The sequence below is a fragment of the Ruegeria sp. YTSC192 genome, assembly GCF_059609705.1.
In genome coordinates this window covers 1-17459 of sequence record NZ_JBXWMG010000005.1, presented here as the reverse complement: position 1 = coordinate 17459, position 17459 = coordinate 1, and the positions used below count along the sequence as shown (strand labels likewise).

At 57.6% G+C, this 17459-nt stretch carries 15 protein-coding genes and 1 tRNA gene; 9 read left to right on the top strand and 7 right to left on the bottom strand.

Annotated features, from left to right (window positions below; genetic code table 11):
* Positions 1–73: 73 nt before the first annotated feature.
* From rpoD to AC2FD8_RS08690, 5 genes are all read right to left on the bottom strand, one after another.
* On the bottom strand, positions 74–2062 hold the full coding sequence (gene rpoD / locus AC2FD8_RS08710) for an RNA polymerase sigma factor RpoD (protein ID WP_496855419.1): 1989 nt from the start codon (positions 2060–2062) through the stop codon (positions 74–76).
* Positions 2063–2176: 114 nt separating this feature from the next.
* Complete coding sequence (dnaG, locus tag AC2FD8_RS08705; RefSeq protein ID WP_496855417.1) at positions 2177–4126, bottom strand: DNA primase; 1950 nt, start codon at positions 4124–4126, stop codon at positions 2177–2179.
* Positions 4127–4206: 80 nt separating this feature from the next.
* Positions 4207–4503: a hypothetical protein gene (locus AC2FD8_RS08700; RefSeq protein WP_496855415.1), complete on the bottom strand. Its 297-nt coding sequence runs from the start codon at positions 4501–4503 to the stop codon at positions 4207–4209.
* Positions 4504–4675: 172 nt separating this feature from the next.
* Positions 4676–5365, bottom strand: a complete 690-nt coding sequence (locus tag AC2FD8_RS08695; protein ID WP_496855413.1) for a hypothetical protein — start codon at positions 5363–5365, stop codon at positions 4676–4678.
* A 225-nt stretch (positions 5366–5590) separates the two neighbouring features.
* On the bottom strand, positions 5591–7021 hold the full coding sequence (locus AC2FD8_RS08690) for a Glu/Leu/Phe/Val family dehydrogenase (protein ID WP_496855411.1): 1431 nt from the start codon (positions 7019–7021) through the stop codon (positions 5591–5593).
* Positions 7022–7445: 424 nt separating this feature from the next.
* Between AC2FD8_RS08690 and AC2FD8_RS08685 the strand changes: the two genes are divergently transcribed.
* Genes AC2FD8_RS08685 through AC2FD8_RS08675 form a run of 3 tightly spaced genes read left to right on the top strand, consistent with a single transcriptional unit; the run spans position 7446 to position 10391 of the window.
* Positions 7446–9134: a Tad domain-containing protein gene (locus AC2FD8_RS08685; protein ID WP_496855409.1), complete on the top strand. Its 1689-nt coding sequence runs from the start codon at positions 7446–7448 to the stop codon at positions 9132–9134.
* Between the two features lie 50 nt (positions 9135–9184).
* On the top strand, positions 9185–9700 hold the full coding sequence (locus AC2FD8_RS08680) for a TadE/TadG family type IV pilus assembly protein (RefSeq protein ID WP_496855407.1): 516 nt from the start codon (positions 9185–9187) through the stop codon (positions 9698–9700).
* Positions 9690–10391 (top strand): TadE/TadG family type IV pilus assembly protein, encoded by a 702-nt coding sequence (locus AC2FD8_RS08675; protein ID WP_496855405.1) that lies wholly within the window; start codon positions 9690–9692, stop codon positions 10389–10391. The genes AC2FD8_RS08680 and AC2FD8_RS08675 overlap by 11 nt, the downstream gene beginning before the upstream one ends.
* On the opposite strand, the gene AC2FD8_RS08670 is transcribed toward AC2FD8_RS08675, so the two are convergent.
* Positions 10372–10839 (bottom strand): hypothetical protein, encoded by a 468-nt coding sequence (locus tag AC2FD8_RS08670; protein WP_496855403.1) that lies wholly within the window; start codon positions 10837–10839, stop codon positions 10372–10374. The two genes, AC2FD8_RS08675 and AC2FD8_RS08670, sit on opposite strands and share 20 nt — an antisense overlap.
* A 158-nt stretch (positions 10840–10997) precedes the next feature.
* Between AC2FD8_RS08670 and AC2FD8_RS08665 the strand changes: the two genes are divergently transcribed.
* Entirely contained in the window at positions 10998–11909 is a 912-nt protein-coding gene (locus AC2FD8_RS08665) for a pirin family protein (protein ID WP_496855401.1), read from the top strand.
* Positions 11910–11933: 24 nt separating this feature from the next.
* Here AC2FD8_RS08665 and AC2FD8_RS08660 read toward each other — a convergent pair whose 3' ends face one another.
* Entirely contained in the window at positions 11934–12521 is a 588-nt protein-coding gene (locus AC2FD8_RS08660; RefSeq protein ID WP_496855399.1) for a TetR/AcrR family transcriptional regulator, read from the bottom strand.
* Between the two features lie 99 nt (positions 12522–12620).
* On the opposite strand from AC2FD8_RS08660, the gene AC2FD8_RS08655 reads away from it, so the two are divergent.
* The 5 genes from AC2FD8_RS08655 (at position 12621) to AC2FD8_RS08635 (ending at position 17459) form a co-directional block, all read left to right on the top strand.
* Positions 12621–12869 (top strand): hypothetical protein, encoded by a 249-nt coding sequence (locus AC2FD8_RS08655; protein WP_496855397.1) that lies wholly within the window; start codon positions 12621–12623, stop codon positions 12867–12869.
* Positions 12870–13099: 230 nt separating this feature from the next.
* Positions 13100–14386: a homoserine dehydrogenase gene (locus AC2FD8_RS08650; protein WP_496855395.1), complete on the top strand. Its 1287-nt coding sequence runs from the start codon at positions 13100–13102 to the stop codon at positions 14384–14386.
* Positions 14387–14457: 71 nt separating this feature from the next.
* A complete protein-coding gene (glpX, locus tag AC2FD8_RS08645; protein ID WP_496855393.1) occupies positions 14458–15441 on the top strand; it encodes a class II fructose-bisphosphatase in 984 nt (327 codons plus the stop codon).
* Positions 15442–15533: 92 nt separating this feature from the next.
* The gene (gene recJ / locus AC2FD8_RS08640) at positions 15534–17276 is read left to right on the top strand and encodes a single-stranded-DNA-specific exonuclease RecJ (RefSeq protein ID WP_496855391.1); all 1743 of its coding nucleotides are present in this window, start codon (positions 15534–15536) and stop codon (positions 17274–17276) included.
* A 108-nt stretch (positions 17277–17384) separates the two neighbouring features.
* Positions 17385–17459: transfer RNA gene (locus AC2FD8_RS08635), tRNA-Glu, on the top strand.

Below are 17459 nucleotides of genomic sequence, written 5' to 3'. Positions count from 1 at the left end.
TGTTTCGGGTTACACCTGTGACATGAAACGCATTGAACGAAAAAAGGCGCCTCGGTCCGGGGCGCCTTTGATCTTACTGGTCCAGGAACGACCGCAATTTCCGCGATCGACTTGGGTGTTTCAACTTCCGCAGGGCTTTCGCCTCGATCTGGCGGATACGTTCACGGGTCACACTAAACTGCTGACCGACCTCTTCCAGCGTGTGGTCGGTGTTCATACCGATGCCGAAACGCATCCGCAGAACCCTCTCCTCACGCGGGGTGAGCGAGGCCAGAACCCGTGTCGTCGTTTCCTTGAGGTTTTCCTGAATGGCGCTGTCCAAAGGCAGCACGGCATTCTTGTCCTCGATGAAATCGCCCAGCTGGCTGTCTTCCTCGTCACCGATTGGCGTCTCAAGGCTGATCGGCTCTTTGGCGATTTTCATCACCTTGCGCACCTTCTCAAGCGGCATCTGCAGCTTCTCTGCCAGTTCCTCCGGCGTCGGCTCGCGGCCGATTTCGTGCAGCATCTGGCGGCCGGTCCGGACCAGCTTGTTGATCGTTTCGATCATATGCACAGGAATACGGATGGTCCGCGCCTGATCCGCAATCGAGCGTGTGATCGCCTGACGGATCCACCAGGTTGCATAGGTCGAGAACTTGTAGCCGCGGCGGTATTCGAACTTGTCCACCGCCTTCATCAAGCCGATGTTGCCTTCTTGAATAAGATCAAGGAATTGCAGGCCACGGTTCGTGTACTTTTTGGCAATCGAGATCACCAGACGCAGGTTGGCTTCGACCATTTCCTTCTTGGCCTGCCGGGCTTCTTTCTCGCCCTTCTGAACCTGCTGCACGATGCGGCGGAATTCGCTGATATCCAGACCGACATATTGCCCGACTTGGGCCATATCGTTGCGCAGTTCCTCCACCTTGTCGGTCGAGCGTTCGATGAACATCTGCCAGCCCCGGCCCGGCTTTTCGGCCATCTCGGCCAGCCAGTTCGGGTCCAGTTCGCGACCGCGATACGCGTCGATGAATTCACGGCGGTTGATGCGCGCCTGGTCGGCCAGTTTCACCATCGAGCTGTCCAGCGACATGATGCGCCGGTTGATGCCATAAAGCTGGTCGATCAGTGCTTCGATCCGGTTGTTGTGCAGGTGAAGGCCATTCACCAGTTCAACAATCTCGGAACGCAGCTTCTGATAGGTCTCTTCGTCTTTCGCACTGAACGAGCCATCCTCGTTCAACGTGGCTGAAATACGGCTGTCCTGCATTTCCGACAACATCGAGAAGTCGGTCGAGATACGCTCCAGCGTGGTCAGAACCTGATCCTTGAGGGCGGCTTCCATCGCGGCCAGCGACATGTTGGCCTGATCGTCCTCGTCATCGTCATCATCATTGTTCAGCGGATTGCCATCCGCATCCAGTTCGGGCCCGGTGTCTTTCTCAGGCTTCGCCGTCTGCACGGCCGAGGTATCAACGACAGGCTCTTCGACATCGCCTTCTTCGTCCAACTGGTTGCCAAAGGTGGTTTCCAGATCGATGACGTCGCGCAGCAGAATGTCTTCGGACAGAAGTTCGTCATGCCAGATGGTGATCGCTTGAAAGGTCAGAGGGCTTTCGCACAGACCCGCGATCATCGTGTTCCGACCGGCCTCGATCCGCTTGGCGATGGCGATCTCGCCCTCACGGCTCAGCAGTTCGACCGAACCCATCTCACGCAGATACATGCGAACGGGGTCGTCGGTGCGGTCCAGTTTTTCGGTTGCGGCACCGGCCAGAGCGACCTCACGGTTATTGTCCGTGGTCGCCAACTCGGTCGAGCCCTTGTTTTCTTCTTCCTCGGCCTCTTCATCTTCGATGATGTTGATGCCCATCTCGGACAGCATCGACATAACATCTTCGATCTGTTCCGAGCTGACCTGATCAGGCGGCAGAACCTGATTGAGCTGGTCGTAAGTGATGTAACCTTTCTCGCGGGCCTCGGCGATCATCTTCTTGACCTGGGCCTGGCTCATGTCCAGCGAGATTTCCTGTTCCTGCTCGTCTGACTTGCGATCTTCTGACGTGTCTTTGGCGGCCATTCAATGCTCCTGCAGGGATGGGTGATTCGTTTGACCCGAATCATTAGCGCGTGAAACTGATTCGGCCACCCGTTTACCTGTTTTTCTTTTCCAGTGCCTTATGAAAACACCACTTCAACGGCGTTTCCGTTCGAAATTGATCCCGGACATGATTGCCTTGAACGCATCCTTTTCGTCGCGATTGATTCGCGCGCCATTGTCGGCGATGTCGAAAACGGCCCTGTCCTCATTCTGGCTGCGGCTTGTACGGTTACGCTCTTCGGCGGCTTGCGCCAGCCGATATGTCAGCGCCTCATCGGCCAGATCAGACAGCTCCTCTGCGGCTTCGGCAATCTCAGCATCCAACCCCCGGAGCGCTTTGATTTTCGCGAGTTCCTCGGCCAGTGTCATCTCGGCCTTTTCAACGTCGCCTGGTTTGAACACACAGGGGATCACTGCGACATGGCGAAGGCTTAGCAGATTTTCAAGGGCTTCGGCCCCCAAAGTTTCAACGATATGGTCCCGAAGGTTTTCAGGATCGTCAATCGCATGGCGCAGAATGGCATGACGCAGAGCAGCATGATCAGGATCATGACAATCCATCTCTTCCAGCTGCGCCTCGAACTGCACCACGACCTGCGGGTTCAGGATCGCAATGGCCAGAATCGCGGCTTCACGCAGATGGATGTCCGCATTGTCCGAAGACGCCAGGAATGAGGCCCGCGCGCCCGCTGTCGCAGGTTGCTTTTGCGGCTGCCACTTCCCCTTTGGTTGCCACGCACGGTTTTGTGACTGTCTCTGCGGGCGAAACAATTGCCAGCGCAGATCCTTGATCTCTTGCCCATAATGGGAGCGGATCGAGGGGTCACGGATCAGCTTGATCTTGTCCCGAAGCACCTTGTCGAGCGCAGCTTTTCGTTCGGGGCTATCAAAAACCTTGCCCTCGGTCTCGCGCTGCCACAGCAGCTTGACCATTGGGATGGCCCTGTCCAGAACGGCCTGAACAGCCCCTGCCCCGTCGGCCCGAAGCAGATCATCCGGGTCTTTTCCTTCGGGCATCAGTGCAAAGCGCAGGGACTTTCCGGCCTCAAGTAGCGGCAAGGCCAGATCAACGGCCCGCATCGCAGCGCGCAGGCCTGCCGTGTCGCCATCCAGCGCGATGATCGGCTCATTCGAAATCCGCCAGAGCAGCTGCAATTGATGTTCGGTAATCGCCGTCCCAAGCGGAGCAACCGACGCGCCGAACCCAGCCTCGGCCAGCGCGATCACGTCCATATAGCCCTCGGCCACGATCAGCGGCTGCCCCTTCCCGGCCGCCTGTCGCGCAGGCCCGTGGTTGTACAGGCTGCGGCCCTTGTCGAACAACTCGGTCTCGGGTGAGTTCAGATACTTGGCATTGTCATTCGGGTCCATCGCCCGACCGCCGAATGCGATACACCGACCGCGCGGATCACGGATCGGGAACATGATCCGGTTGCGGAACGTGTCATATGGTTTCTTGCCCTTGTTCGACGGCTTGGCCAGACCCGCCCCAAGGATCAGATCTTCGGCCACGTTCTTGCCGGTCAGATGATCCCACAAAGCCTGCCAGCCATCGGGTGCAAAACCGATCTCCCATCGCTCCAACGCCTGGACGTCCAAACCCCGGCGGGCCAGATAGTCCCGCGCGGCGCTGCCTGCCCCGGTCTTGAGTTGCAGGCGATAGAACTGAACCGCCTGCTCCATCACCTCGGCCAATTGCGTGCGGCGATCCTGTTTTTCCTGCGCTTTCGGGTCGCGCGCGGGCATCGGCATGCCAGCTTCGCGCGCCAGAATTTCAACGGCCTCGATGAACGAGACGTTCTCGGTCTCTTTCACGAAGGTGATCGCGTCCCCTTTGGCATGACAGCCAAAGCAGTAGTAGAATCCCTTTTGATCATCTACATGAAAAGACGCGGTTTTTTCGTGATGAAACGGACATGGCGCCCACATGTCTCCCTTGCCCTGATTGGATTTCCGCTGATCCCACATGACCTTGCGCCCAACAACCTGAGACAGACTCAGCCGGGTGCGCAGCTCATCAAGAAATCCGGGGGGTAAAGACATGGTTCAAACCTGCCAGAAATGAAAACGCGCGCCAAGGGGATGACGCGCGGTTGTCCACAGGGAATTTGCGGAGCTGTGGATTATTGTTGCAGACACAGCTCAAGCCATGCCGCACCCAGGTCTTTTTTGCGCACGTCGCGCATCTTTTGTTCATAGACCCAGGGCGTGATGAGCGGGATTGCCGCGTTATAGTTCTTGGGCCATGTAGGGCTGGTTTCAGCTACGGCCTGCACAACATCGCGCTCTTTCACCTTGTCCAGACGTGCTTTCTGGATCGCAGCCACGACATCGGCTTGATGCTGGCAGCTTTGTTCCTTGGTTTCGGCTGCAGCCAGTGGCGTTGCAAGAAAGGCTGCAGCGATGGCGATACGCAACATTGAGGTCTCCCGGATTCGTTTGTCTAGTGGCAGCTTACATACATGCCCTTCGCTCTTCCACGTCGGATTGAAAGACTTAGCGGCAGCGTGGGTAGAAAGCACCCCGTTGTCATTGCCCAGGAAACAAGGGGACGATTGTTTCTGCACCATCACCTGCTATTTCCGGAAAGGGCTACTCGCCGAACCAGTCCGTTTCACGCGCCATTCGAATTCCTGTGACGGAACGCACACCACCATCCCACATACCGGCCAACGAGATCATCAGGTCGGGTATGTAGACAAAATGGCCCGGCAGTTTTTTCGACGTCCCATCGTCATTGAATATCTCCGTTTTCGCGCCAAAGGCCAATCCGTCATAGAGACATTCGCCCAACTCAACTTCTGTTTCGTAGAGCAGACGGAAGGTTGCGATTGCCTTTTTAGGGGTACTGGAAACTCTGTCGGAAACACGGCCGTCAATCTCAACTATTTGCCCAACCTCCATGTCTGGTACGACTGACAGGTCTTCCATAGGCTTCCACTTGTCCCAACCTTTGGAGGAATCGAAGTTCAGCAACCCAAAGTTGGAGTATCTGACAAACAGATCGCCACCCGGCGAAGGCGCGCGCCCGTCCAGAGACAACGCGATCCAAACCTTGTTTGGAGCTGTCTCGCGCACATTGACTTGGTTTTCACCATCTCTGGTCAGAAGCACAAAACCCGTTGAACGGTTGTGTGAGCTCGGACAGAGCGCGTCATCTGCCAGACTGGTTGTAGTCGCTACCAGTGCCAGCACCAGCGTGATTGAGGCCAACTTATGCAAGCTTTGCCCTTCTGAACCAGATGATTGTCCGTCGCGATGCACTATGCCGTCGTGATCCAATTGACCAGATGGGATTTAGCAGGACTGGCTTGGCCAAATTGTGTCGAAAACCTCATCCCCATATGTCCCATCCGATCAAATCAAACAATGGAAAAATGGCTCAAACAGCGGTTCTCAGACAAGAAGCGCCTTCCAATTTCGCGGACCAATATTGTGCAATGCGCTAATGAAAAAGGGAGCCAATCAAAGCTCCCTTTAATTTGCGAGACAAGCACGATGGGATAGCTACAGCCCTTTGGCCCGGTAGCTTTTGGCCACGCGATCAATCGCAACGATATAGGCCGCTGTGCGCAGGTCCTCGACATCGTCACGGCTGTGCCAGACCTCTCGCATGGACTGGTAGGCAATCCGCATCGTGTCATCGAGACCCGAGCGCACCAGCTCCAGCTCATCCGCGCCTTTGAGGTACTTGGCCTTGAAGTCGGGCGACATCGACCAGGCATCACCGAGGTAACGATCCAGCCGTTCAAGCTCGCTGACGATCAGCTCGTGCCGGGCCTCTTCCTGACGGCGCTGCATGCGGCCAAATCGAATGTGGCTGAGGTTCTTCACCCACTCGAAATATGAAACCGTTACACCGCCCGCATTGGCATACATGTCAGGAATGATAACGGTGCCCTTCTTGCGCAGAACTTCATCTGCGCCCGCCGTTACCGGACCATTCGCCGCCTCGATGATCAGAGGGGCCTTGATCCTGTCAGCATTGTCCAGATTGATGACACCTTCCAGAGCCGCCGGAATCAGGATGTCGCAGTCCGCCTCAAGCACCGAGGTACCATCGGCTGAATGGGTCGCGTCCGGGTAATCCTTTACGCCACCATGTTTGACGATCCAGTTGCGCACCGCTTCGACATCGATACCGTCGGGGTTATACAACGCACCGTCCCATTCGATGATCCCGACAACGATGGAGCCGTCTTCCTCGGCCAGAAACTTGGCCGCATGGTAGCCCACATTGCCCAAGCCCTGCACAATGACGCGTTTGCCATCCAGCTTGCCGGACAAACCGGCCTTGGCAATATCTTCGGGGTGGCGGAAAAACTCACGCAGCGCATATTGGATGCCACGCCCCGTCGCTTCGACCCGACCGGCGATGCCGCCTGCGTTCAACGGTTTGCCCGTCACACACGCGCGTGCATTGATGTCGGTTGTGTTCATCCGCGCGTATTGGTCAGCCATCCAGGCCATCTCACGCTCACCGGTGCCCATGTCTGGGGCCGGTACGTTTTGCGATGGGTTGATCAGGTCGCGCTTGGCCAGCTCGTATGCAAAGCGTCGAGTGATCTGCTCCAACTCGTGCTCTTCGTATTTGCGCGGATCAATGCACAGCCCGCCTTTCGAGCCGCCAAACGGTGTCTCAACCAAGGCGCATTTGTAGGTCATCAGCGCCGCAAGCGCCTCAACCTCATCCTGGTTCACCGCCAAGGCGTAGCGGATGCCGCCCTTGACCGGCTCCATATGCTCGGAATGAACGGAACGGTAGCCGGTGAACGTATGTATCTCACCGCGCAGACGCACCCCGAAACGAACCGTGTAGGTGGCATTGCAGACCCGGATCTTCTGCTCCAGACCGGGCGGCAGATCCATCAGGGAAGCCGCCCTGTTGAACATCAGATCCACACTTTCGCGAAAACTCGGTTCCTTGGTGCTGGTCATTAATCCCTCCGTACCGGTGAATGACGAACGTTATGCAGTTTTGTTGCACCACTGGCGCGAAGCTGCAATCATTTATGATGAATTTTTCATCACTTTGTGAACGGGTAGTGGTCACCCTTGCTGAGTCGCCTTTGAAAATTTCGCGGCGACAATTGTCGCCACAGCAGAAACAAAACTGCCGCCTTCCTGCGAAATGCGGCAGTTTTCCATTCAATCCCTGCAGCATAGTGATGACGTCGCCTAAATCTCGCCACGATCCACCAATAAATTATTAAAGTTGGCAAGACCCGCTTTCCGTTCGCCTGATCACATGCAGGGATTAGATATGAGAATACTGTTTAGGAATTCTGAATCCAGAAAACTCGAGCAATCCAGCCGCTCTGACAAAGCTGCTGCGCTGTTCCTGCGATCTGAGCGCGGGACCATGACGATTTTGACGCTGGGCTTGATCCTTGTCATCTTCACTGTGGGCGGATTTGCTGTCGACATGATGCGCTACGACCACGAAAGAGCGCGTCTTCAGTATTCACTGGACCGTGCCGTTCTGGCCGCCGCAGACCTTCAGCAGAACCTCTGCCCCAAAGAAGTTGTCGTGGATTATCTGGTCAAAGAAAATCTGGACGCGTTTCTGGACGGCGAGGTCAAAGTTACACCGAAATCCTGCGATGATGACGGCAACAAGCTGATCGTCGGCAAACGCCGCGTTGAGGCAAGCGCAACAATGCCGGTCGGAATGCACTTCATGCAGTGGTGGGATGTCGATTCCATCGACGTGAACGTCGTCAGCGTCGCCGAGGAATCCATCGGCAACGTCGAAATTGCCATGGTTCTGGATGTTTCGGGTTCAATGCAAGGGTCGCGCCTGACCAACCTCAAAGGTGCAGCCAAGAGCTTTGTGACCAAAATGTATGAGAACACGAGCACTGACAAGCTCTCGATCTCGATCATTCCCTATGCGACGCAGGTGGGCGTTCCGTCTGCCGTCATGAACCAGCTTACGACCGCCGGCTCCAACCGTTTTGCCAACTGCATCGACTTTGAAGCCTCGGATCTGGCCGCAGGGACGTTCGATCTGACGAAAACCTACAACCAATCGCTGTACTATTCTCGCTACGGCGGAGATCAGCGCCCGTCCGGCGGATACAGCTCGCCGCGAATTGACGAACGGTGTCGTTCCGAAGCCAGCCGTCAGCTTGTTGTACACCAGAACAACGAGGCAAATCTGCACACCTACATCGACTCGTTTTACGCGCGCGACAACACGTCGATCAATGTCGGTATGAAATGGGCTCTGACGGTGCTGGATGAAAACTTCCGCCCTGCTGTTAGCAACATGATCACAGCTGGCCAGATTCCGGCCGCTTTCGCGGGCCGCCCCGCCGACAGCGTCGGCAGTGACACGATGAAAGTCATCGTTCTGATGACCGATGGCGAGAACACTTCTCGTACTTGGGTCAAACCGCCATATAATGATGGTCAGTCAGGTATTTGGTGGAACGGAGATGAAGACGTCTATTCCGTAAATGTAAACCACTATGACGAGAACGAGGATAGCTTCCGATATGCGTGGCTGGGCGTGGACAGGGCATATTGGGACAGGAGCCGCGGCAGATACTGGGTGCGCGACGAGTTTCAGGACCACGCTTTTGGAAACGGCGATTTCAACGTCTACCTTTGCAGGGGAACCTACTACAGCAGCGGCTATTGCAGCAACCTCGACAGAAGCGAAGTTCGCCAGCTCGATGAAGATGGGACTGCCTTGTCTCTGACATGGCCCGCCTTATGGGAGCGCACCTCGCGGTACGAAATCTATCGGTTGTTGTATGATTCCGTCGGCTCGAACTACGCCTACAACTGGTACTATGATGCGACTGAGACCGAAAACCGTTCTACAAAAGACGATCAGGTCGAAGCGATGTGTGACTATGCGAAATCCGGCGCAAGAAACATCCTGATCTTTTCGGTCGCTTATGAGGCCACCAGCAACGGTCGAAACCTCCTATGGTACTGCAAATCTGATGACAACGCTTACTTTGCCCCGAGAGGATCCGAGATTGGCGAAGTCTTCGACGATATCGCTGCGAGCATCCAGAATCTGAGGCTGACCCAATGATCCGACACCTAAGAAACGTGCTGCGAAAGTTCCGGCGCGAAGAAAAGGGGATGGCCACAATTGAATTTGTGATGTGGTTCCCGATCTTCCTCATGACCACCTATACCGGCATCGAATACGGGATTCTGGCGTGGAACCATGCCAATCTGGAGCGCGCCCTGGATTCCACAATCCAGGATGTGCGCATGAACCGGATTGATCTGTATGAAGATGAAACACACTGGCACCACGATCTGATTAAACGGATCATTTGTGAAAAGGCCGGGGCCATTCCAGACTGCCAGGAAAACCTCTCGGTTGAGATGACGGCGGTCGATCAATTCAACAGTAGCTTGGTCCTTACTGGTGATTTTGACAGACCGTTCTGCGTTGATACCCCGGAAGAGATTCGCGGCAAAGATGACCGGATCTTTTCTCCCGGAACAGCAAATGAGTTGATGATCATACGTGCTTGTGTAGAGGTATCGCCTTTGTTCATTGGCACAACGTTTGGCTACTTAGTTCGCAAAGATCCCGATGGCCAATATGAACTGCATGCAACCACGGTGTTTGTCCATGAACCTTAGATCTTTCATCAAAAAACACTTAGCCGGTGTAACAGCACGCTTTCTGAAGAAAGAAGATGGTGTCGTCAGCATCGAAGCGATCATGACGTTCCCCCTGCTCTTCTGGTCCGTCTGGACGACATATTCCTATTTCGACGGATATCGTCAGGGTGCCAGTAACCTGAAGGCAGCCTACGCCGTTGCCGATATCCTGTCTCGAGAGAAGGACACGGTGACGGATCAGTACATCACATCCATGTACGATCTGCAGAAATACATGATCGAGGAAGGCAACGGATTGTCGTTGCGGATTTCTTTCGTGCGTTGGGACACTGGCGACGAAAATACTGAATCTGACGATCGGCACTACGTGGAATGGTCCTGCACACGCGGTGAAGGCCTAAAGCGGTGGTCCAACGCTACAGTTGATCAGGTCTCGAATCGAATTCCGATCATGGCGGACAACGCCACGATGATTTTGGTCGAGACAAGGCATCATTACGTGCGTCCGTTCAAACTCGGGATCGGCAGCAACGATTTCTTCATCGACAAGTTTATCTTTACACAACCCCGTGGATATACATTCATCGAGGGGCCGGACTCGTGCAAGGACGCCAACAACATTGATGACGGCGGGGCTTCTACAGGACACGACGACAGTACTCCGGAAGATAATTCCGGACCGCCGCCGGTCAACGTTGTAATACCATAGCCGACAGAATCTCGGACATGAACTTGGCCTCGGCGGACGCTGTCATGCCGCCGACGCCAACCCGGCGGCCCAGCCGCCACCACAGGCCGGGGGCCCAGACGTTGCTGGCCTTTTCGCGAGTTCGAACCAGAAACCCATTGGACGGCTTGAACGCAAAAACACCGCGATCCACGGCTTCAATTTCTTCAACCCGCGCAATCACCTGCCCCGATGCTGTGCGCAGTTCTGTTTCGGTCAGCTCGATCTTATCCTGAGTGGACATCCAAACGCGATACGCCAACCAAAAGGACGCCGCACCAACCGCCAACAAAAACACCTGCCAGACAAGTTCAGGCGGAGAAGCCAGCGCAACGTAGATCACCAAAGCACCTACGCTGCCCAGCATAGCAACACCGGCCACCCGTCTTGGGGATGATGCCTCGATCGTTGCCAGCACTTCGTCCTGCATGACTGCCTCCTGTCTGTCTGCAGTTTCGTGTATCCGCTTTGCGCAGAAATAAACAGACCCTCCCCTGCCCTACATTTGCGCACATTCATGGTGCCCCTGCGCGAATTGACCAGTTCCAGGCCGGGCATACATCCTGCAGACAGATCAAGGAGGATGCCATGTCCCTCAGACCCACATTGGAAACTCGCAAGGCCGTACCGACAATGGAAGGTGCGGGCGTCAAGCTGCATCGCGCCTTCGGGTTTCAAGACCCGTCCGAATTGGACCCGTTTCTGTTGTTCGACGACTTTCGCAATGAGCGCCCGCAGGACTACAAGGCCGGTTTTCCCTGGCATCCTCATCGCGGGATCGAGACGATCACCTATGTGCTGTCCGGTACGGTCGAGCATTCGGATTCGCTGGGCAACAGCGGGACGCTCGGCGCGGGTGATGTGCAATGGATGACGGCGGGGTCCGGCATTCTGCATCAGGAAATGCCGCACGGGAATACCTCGGGCCAGATGCATGGTTTTCAGCTCTGGGGCAACCTGCCCTCGGATCAGAAAATGACCGCTCCGCGCTATCAGGACGTTCAAGCCAAAGAGATCCCCGAGATCATCGACGATGACGGCACCACCGTGCGTGTCATCGTGGGTGAGTTCTGGGGTAAAACCGGCCCGGTGGACGGTATTGCCTCAGATCCCCAGTATCTGGACGTGCAAATTCCGGCCGGTGTCAAAAAGACCTTCAAGATCGACACCTATCGCCGCGCCTTTGCCTATGTGTTTCAGGGTCAGGCGGCTTTTGCCGATGCGTCCCAACCGACTGGGGTTTTGCTGGAAAAGGAAATTGCCGGGCAAGAGGTCAATATCCGCGACATGTCAGGAGACCGCACTCTGGTTCGGTTCGGCACCGGGGATGAGATCACCGTTCAGGCCGGGCCTGAAGGTGTTCGCTTTCTGCTGATCTCGGGCGCGCCGATTGATGAGCCTGTGGCGTGGCACGGACCCATCGTCATGAACACGCGTGCCGAACTGAAGCAAGCGTTTCGTGAGTTGCGCAATGGAACCTTCATTCGCCCCGCCCACTAAGGTCAAGCCTGACCCGATTATGGGTCAGGCAGTCACTGCGCGGCGAACCATGTCCCAATAGATCTGCTCGACCTCGTCCAACGACAAGCGTCCACCCGAGCGATACCAGGTCATCACACCATTCAGCATCGCAATCACCGCCAGCGTGGCGACCTTGGTGTCCGAGATCGCGAAGTGACCGGCTTTCTGGCCCTCACTCAATATCCGCTCCAGAGAATCCTCGTACGCGCGGCGAAGGTCCTCAATCTCGGTGAAGTTGTCTGGCGTCAGATTGCGCAGCTCCATATAGGCGATGAAAACCTCGTCGGGGCGTTCCAGATGAAACCGGATGTGGAACCCGACAAAGCGGCGCAAGGCCTCTTGCGCATCGCCGGTTTCTCCAAGGGCATCATAGGCTTGCTGCAACTCCTGCATGTGGTCGCGCATCAGGCGAAACAGCAGGCTTTGCTTGTCGGGCGTGTAGTTGTACAGCGCCCCGGCCTGAACGCCGACCTCACTTGCGATCTGGCGCATCGAAACTGCGGCATAGCCATGGCGCGCAAATAGGCCCAACGCTGCCTTGCGGATGCGCGGGCCGGTGATGTCCGAATGTGATCCCTGTGTACGAGCCATGGACCGACACTATCTGAACGCACGTTCAGATAGAACCCCGCTTGAACAGATCGGGTAAAAGAGGCATCACAAGATCAGTCCCTTGTGAAAGCGCCCGTTATGAAGCCCCTGCCCGTTTTGGTCCTGATCCTGACCCTTGCCGGATGCACCAACTTCCCCGAGCTGGAAGACAGCGAATCCCGCGCGGTCAAGACGGCGGCTTTCCCCAAGCTTTTGCCCTTGCCGAACGTTCTGGGCGCGCCCGCCGATCCGGTCAGCGAAGCCTCAATCGTTGAGCAGGACCTGACAGCCCGGAGCGAGGCTTTGGCAAAGAAAGCCGAAGCGCTGCAAAACGCGCAGATCAACTAAAGCGTTTCGGGTTTTACCTGAATCGCCAAGTGACACAAATGTCCCGAGAACGCTGAAAGCGTGACACGGTATTCGTGTCTCAGGTTTAACCCGAAACGCTATAAAGATCGGCTTTTCCCAGCCTTGGCCAACGCGTGACGGATTGCGCCCGTGCCCTGAACCAGCTAAGGCAGCGCTGAACGGGCAAAAGGCCCGAAATCAGACTGGTACGAGCGAAAGGAACCCACGGGATGACACAGGCGCTGCGGCTTGGAATTGCGGGCTTGGGAACTGTTGGCGTGGGTGTTGTCCGGATTGTCCGGCGTCATGCCGAAATGCTGCAGGTGCGCACCGGACGCCCGATTGAAATCGTCGCTGTGTCGGCGCGTGATTCAAGCAAGGACCGCGGCGTGAACCTGTCGGACTATGCGTGGGAAACCGACCCCGTGGCCCTGGCAAAACGCGATGACGTGGACGTATTTGTCGAGTTGATGGGCGGCGAAAACGGCCCGGCCAAAGCCTCGGTCGAGGCGGCGCTGGCCAGTGGCAAGGATGTTGTCACGGCCAACAAGGCTCTGCTGGCCATCCATGGTCAGGAACTGGCCGAGAAGGCCGAAGCCGCAGGCCGCGTGATCCGGTTCGAGGCCGCCGTCGCTGGCGGCATCCCGGTGATCAAATCCTTGACCGAAGGTCTGGCCGGAAACGAGATCACCCGCGTGATGGGCGTGATGAACGGCACCTGCAACTACATCCTGACCCGCATGCAGTCTCAGGAAAAGGGCTACAACGCGTTGTTCGATGAATGTGCAGAGCTGGGTTACCTCGAAGCGGATCCGAACCTGGATGTCGGCGGGATTGATGCAGCGCATAAACTGGCCCTGTTGTCCTCGATCGCGTTTGGCACGAAACCGAATTTCGACGGGATCGAGATTGAAGGCATCCAGCAAATCAGCCTCGACGATATCCATCAGGCCCATGACATGGGTTATCGGATCAAGCTGTTGGGTCTGGCCCAACGCACCGCACGCGGTCTGGAACAGCGTATGCAGCCCTGCCTCGTGCCCAGCGACTCGCCGCTGGGTCAGCTCGAAGGCGGCACCAATATGGTGGTGATCGAAGGCGACGCGGTGGAACAGGTGGTGCTGCGCGGCCCCGGTGCGGGCGAAGGCCCGACCGCAAGCGCAGTAATGGGCGATGTTTGCGATCTGGCGCGCGGTCTGAAAATCTCGACTTTTGGGCGCCCTGCGGCCAGCCTTGAAGATGCTACCCCTGCCATCACCGGCCTGCCTGCGCCTTATTACCTGCGATTGGGTTTGCTGGACAAACCCGGTGCCCTGGCCAAAGTCGCGGCCATTCTGGGCGATGCGGGCGTGTCGATTGACCGGATGCGCCAATATGGTCACAACGACAGCACAGCCCCTGTTCTGATTGTGACACACAAGACCACTCGGGCCACTCTGGATGTGGCATTGGACGGGTTCCGCGCGACCGATGTTGTCGCCGGTGAGCCTGTCGCACTGCGCATCGAACAGGTCTGAGCCCTTGCAGCCTGCGCCATCCGCAGGCTATGCCAGACGAAACGCCATTGCCTGCCGAAGGAATACAACGCATGAACGCTGCCAAAATCGACTTTAACGACCGCCTGCTGTCCCTGGGGCTTGCGCGGGTTGCGGAACAGGCCGCGCTTGCCTCTGCCTCGCTGGTGGGGCGTGGTGACGAGAAAGCCGCCGATCAGGCCGCTGTGAACGCGATGCGTGAACAGTTGAACCTGCTGGATATCGCGGGTGTCGTAGTCATCGGCGAAGGCGAGCGGGATGAAGCGCCGATGCTGTATATCGGCGAAGAGGTCGGCACCGGCGAAGGCCCCGGCGTGGATATCGCTCTGGACCCGCTGGAAGGCACTACGCTGACTGCCAAGGACATGCCCAACGCGCTGACCGTGATTGCCATGGGCCCGCGGGGTTCGATGCTGCATGCGCCGGATGTGTATATGGACAAGCTGGCCGTTGGCCCCGGTTACCCCGAGGGCGTCGTTTCGCTCGATATGACCCCGCGTGAGCGTGTTGAGGCGCTGGCCAAGGCCAAGGGATGTGAGCCGGCCGATATTACCGTCTGCATCCTGGAACGTCCGCGTCATGAGGCGATGATCGCCGAGGTGCGCGAAACCGGTGCCTCGATCCGTCTGATCACTGATGGCGACGTGGCCGGTGTCATGCACTGTGCCGAAAGCGAAACCACCGGCATCGACATGTATATGGGCCAGGGTGGAGCGCCTGAGGGCGTTCTGGCCGCCGCTGCTCTGAAATGTATGGGCGGTCAGATTTTCGGCCGCCTGCTGTTCCGCAACGATGACGAACGGGGCCGCGCCGCTAAGGCAGGCATCACCGATCTGGACCGTGTCTATGGCCGTGACGAGATGGTGACGGCGGATGTGATCTTTGCCGCAACAGGCGTAACCGGCGGCTCTCTGCTGCCGCGCATCAAGCGTGAGCCGGGCTGGGTTGAAACCACCACCTTGCTGATGCGCTCGAAAACCGGATCGGTTCGTCGCATGTCTTACCGCACGCCAATGTGGTCGCACGACGACGCCTAATCGGCTTGCGCCGATGCCTTTGGCAAGAGTATTTATAATAAGATGAAGAGGCCGGGTCCGAATGGGTCCGGCCTTGGCATATGAGGGGCGCGATGAGTTTTCTTGGGGTTGAGCAATCTTTGACCGGTCGCCGTTGGGTGGGGCCCACACCCGAGGTCGAGCGCGCGACTGAAATGCTGGTGCAGCAAGCCGGTTTGCCGCGCGCGCTCTGTCAGGTGCTGGCGCGTCGTGGGGTGCCCGCAATGGAAGCGGCCAGTTTTCTGGACCCCAAGCTGAAAGAACTCTTGCCTGACCCGCGCAGCATGAAGGATATGGAAACCGCTGCCGCCCGGTTCTTGAAAGCGGTGCGCGAAAAGCAGCGAATCGCGGTCTTTGCAGACTATGACGTGGATGGAGGTAGCTCAGCGGCGTTGCTGCTGATCTGGCTGCGTCAGATGGGGTTGCAGGCGACGCTTTATGTGCCGGACCGTATCGACGAAGGCTATGGGCCAAACGTGACAGCGATGCAATCGCTGGCAGCGGCGCATGACCTGATCATCTGCGTGGATTGCGGCACTTTGAGCCATGAGCCGATTGCGGCGGCCACAGACGCGGATGTGATCGTGCTGGACCACCATCTGGGCGGTGAGACCCTGCCGGACTGCGTGGCCGTGGTGAACCCCAATCGGCAGGATGAAAGCGGCGATCTGGGCTATCTCTGTGCGGCAGGCGTGGTGTTTTTGATGCTGGTCGAGGCCGGGCGGCAAATGCGTGAGGCCGGGGCCAAGGGGCCGGAGCTGGTGCCTCTGCTTGATCTGGTCGCCCTCGCGACTGTAGCCGATGTTGCCCCGCTGATTAGCGCAAACCGCGCATTGGTCCGACAAGGGCTGAAAGTCATGGCGGGCCGTCAGCGTCCCGGCCTGGTCGCTTTGTCGGATGTCGCACGTATGGATGCCGCGCCAAACAGTTATCACCTCGGGTTTCTGTTGGGACCGAGGGTGAACGCGGGCGGGCGTATCGGGCAGGCCGATCTGGGCGCGCGGCTGCTCAGCACGGATTCTTTGCACGAAGCACAGGCTCTCTCCGAGCGGCTAGACGCGCTGAACTCTGAACGGCGCGATATCGAAAACGCCGTACGGACCGCTGCGCTGGAACAGGCAGCGGAGCGCGGTCTGGACGCGCCCTTGGTCTGGGCCGCTGGCGAGGGGTGGCATCCGGGCGTCGTCGGCATCGTCGCCTCGCGCTTGAAGGAAAACGCCAACCGACCGGCCATCGTGATCGGCTTTGACGGGGATGAGGGCAAAGGATCGGGGCGGTCGGTCTCGGGTGTTGATCTGGGGGCCTCGATCCAGCGGTTGGCGGCCGAGGGGTTGTTGGTTAAAGGCGGCGGCCACAAGATGGCGGCCGGGCTGACCGTCATGCGCGATCAGTTGGAACCGGCCATGAAACGCCTTTCAGAACTGCTTGAGAAGCAGGGCGCTGGGCAAGGTGGCCCCGCGGATATGAAGCTGGACGGGGCGTTGATGCCCGGCGCAGCGACAGTGGATCTGATCGAACAGATCGAAAAAGCCGGGCCTTTTGGGGCCAGCGCCCCCGCCCCGCGCTACGCCCTGCCCGACCTGCAGGTGCGGTTTGCCAAACGGGTGGGAGAGTCGCATCTGAAGCTCTCGCTCGCGGACGGCCTGGGCAACGGACTGGACGCGATCGCATTCGGAGCCTTCGACGGACCGATGGGCGAAAAGCTCTCAAATCACGGCGGCGCTCGCTTTCATTTCGCTGGACGGCTTGAGGTGAATACCTGGGGTGGTCGCCAAAACGTACAGCTTCGTCTTGAGGACGCAGCCGACGCGAAATGACAGGGTTCTGGGCCATGGCGGGACAGGTCAAAAAACTTTCGCATCCCTGCGTTTTTCGGCTTGCGGGGGTCGGGGTGAAACCGTAAAAGGCCCTCCACAAGCTAGCGTGGCCCGTTCGTCTATCGGTTAGGACGCCAGGTTTTCAACCTGGAAAGAGGGGTTCGATTCCCCTACGGGCTACCA

Excerpts from the sequence above, each read along its gene's own strand:
- rpoD (WP_496855419.1), bottom strand. The coding sequence starts at position 2,062 with ATGGCCGCCAAAGACACGTCAGAAGATCGCAAGTCAGACGAGCAGGAA.
- dnaG (WP_496855417.1), bottom strand. The coding sequence starts at position 4,126 with ATGTCTTTACCCCCCGGATTTCTTGATGAGCTGCGCACCCGGCTGAGT.
- AC2FD8_RS08700 (WP_496855415.1), bottom strand. The coding sequence starts at position 4,503 with ATGTTGCGTATCGCCATCGCTGCAGCCTTTCTTGCAACGCCACTGGCT.
- AC2FD8_RS08690 (WP_496855411.1), bottom strand. The coding sequence starts at position 7,021 with ATGACCAGCACCAAGGAACCGAGTTTTCGCGAAAGTGTGGATCTGATG.
- AC2FD8_RS08685 (WP_496855409.1), top strand. The coding sequence starts at position 7,446 with ATGACGATTTTGACGCTGGGCTTGATCCTTGTCATCTTCACTGTGGGC.
- AC2FD8_RS08680 (WP_496855407.1), top strand. The coding sequence starts at position 9,185 with ATGGCCACAATTGAATTTGTGATGTGGTTCCCGATCTTCCTCATGACC.
- AC2FD8_RS08675 (WP_496855405.1), top strand. The coding sequence starts at position 9,690 with ATGAACCTTAGATCTTTCATCAAAAAACACTTAGCCGGTGTAACAGCA.
- AC2FD8_RS08670 (WP_496855403.1), bottom strand. The coding sequence starts at position 10,839 with ATGCAGGACGAAGTGCTGGCAACGATCGAGGCATCATCCCCAAGACGG.
- AC2FD8_RS08665 (WP_496855401.1), top strand. The coding sequence starts at position 10,998 with ATGTCCCTCAGACCCACATTGGAAACTCGCAAGGCCGTACCGACAATG.
- AC2FD8_RS08660 (WP_496855399.1), bottom strand. The coding sequence starts at position 12,521 with ATGGCTCGTACACAGGGATCACATTCGGACATCACCGGCCCGCGCATC.
- AC2FD8_RS08655 (WP_496855397.1), top strand. The coding sequence starts at position 12,621 with ATGAAGCCCCTGCCCGTTTTGGTCCTGATCCTGACCCTTGCCGGATGC.
- AC2FD8_RS08650 (WP_496855395.1), top strand. The coding sequence starts at position 13,100 with ATGACACAGGCGCTGCGGCTTGGAATTGCGGGCTTGGGAACTGTTGGC.
- glpX (WP_496855393.1), top strand. The coding sequence starts at position 14,458 with ATGAACGCTGCCAAAATCGACTTTAACGACCGCCTGCTGTCCCTGGGG.
- recJ (WP_496855391.1), top strand. The coding sequence starts at position 15,534 with ATGAGTTTTCTTGGGGTTGAGCAATCTTTGACCGGTCGCCGTTGGGTG.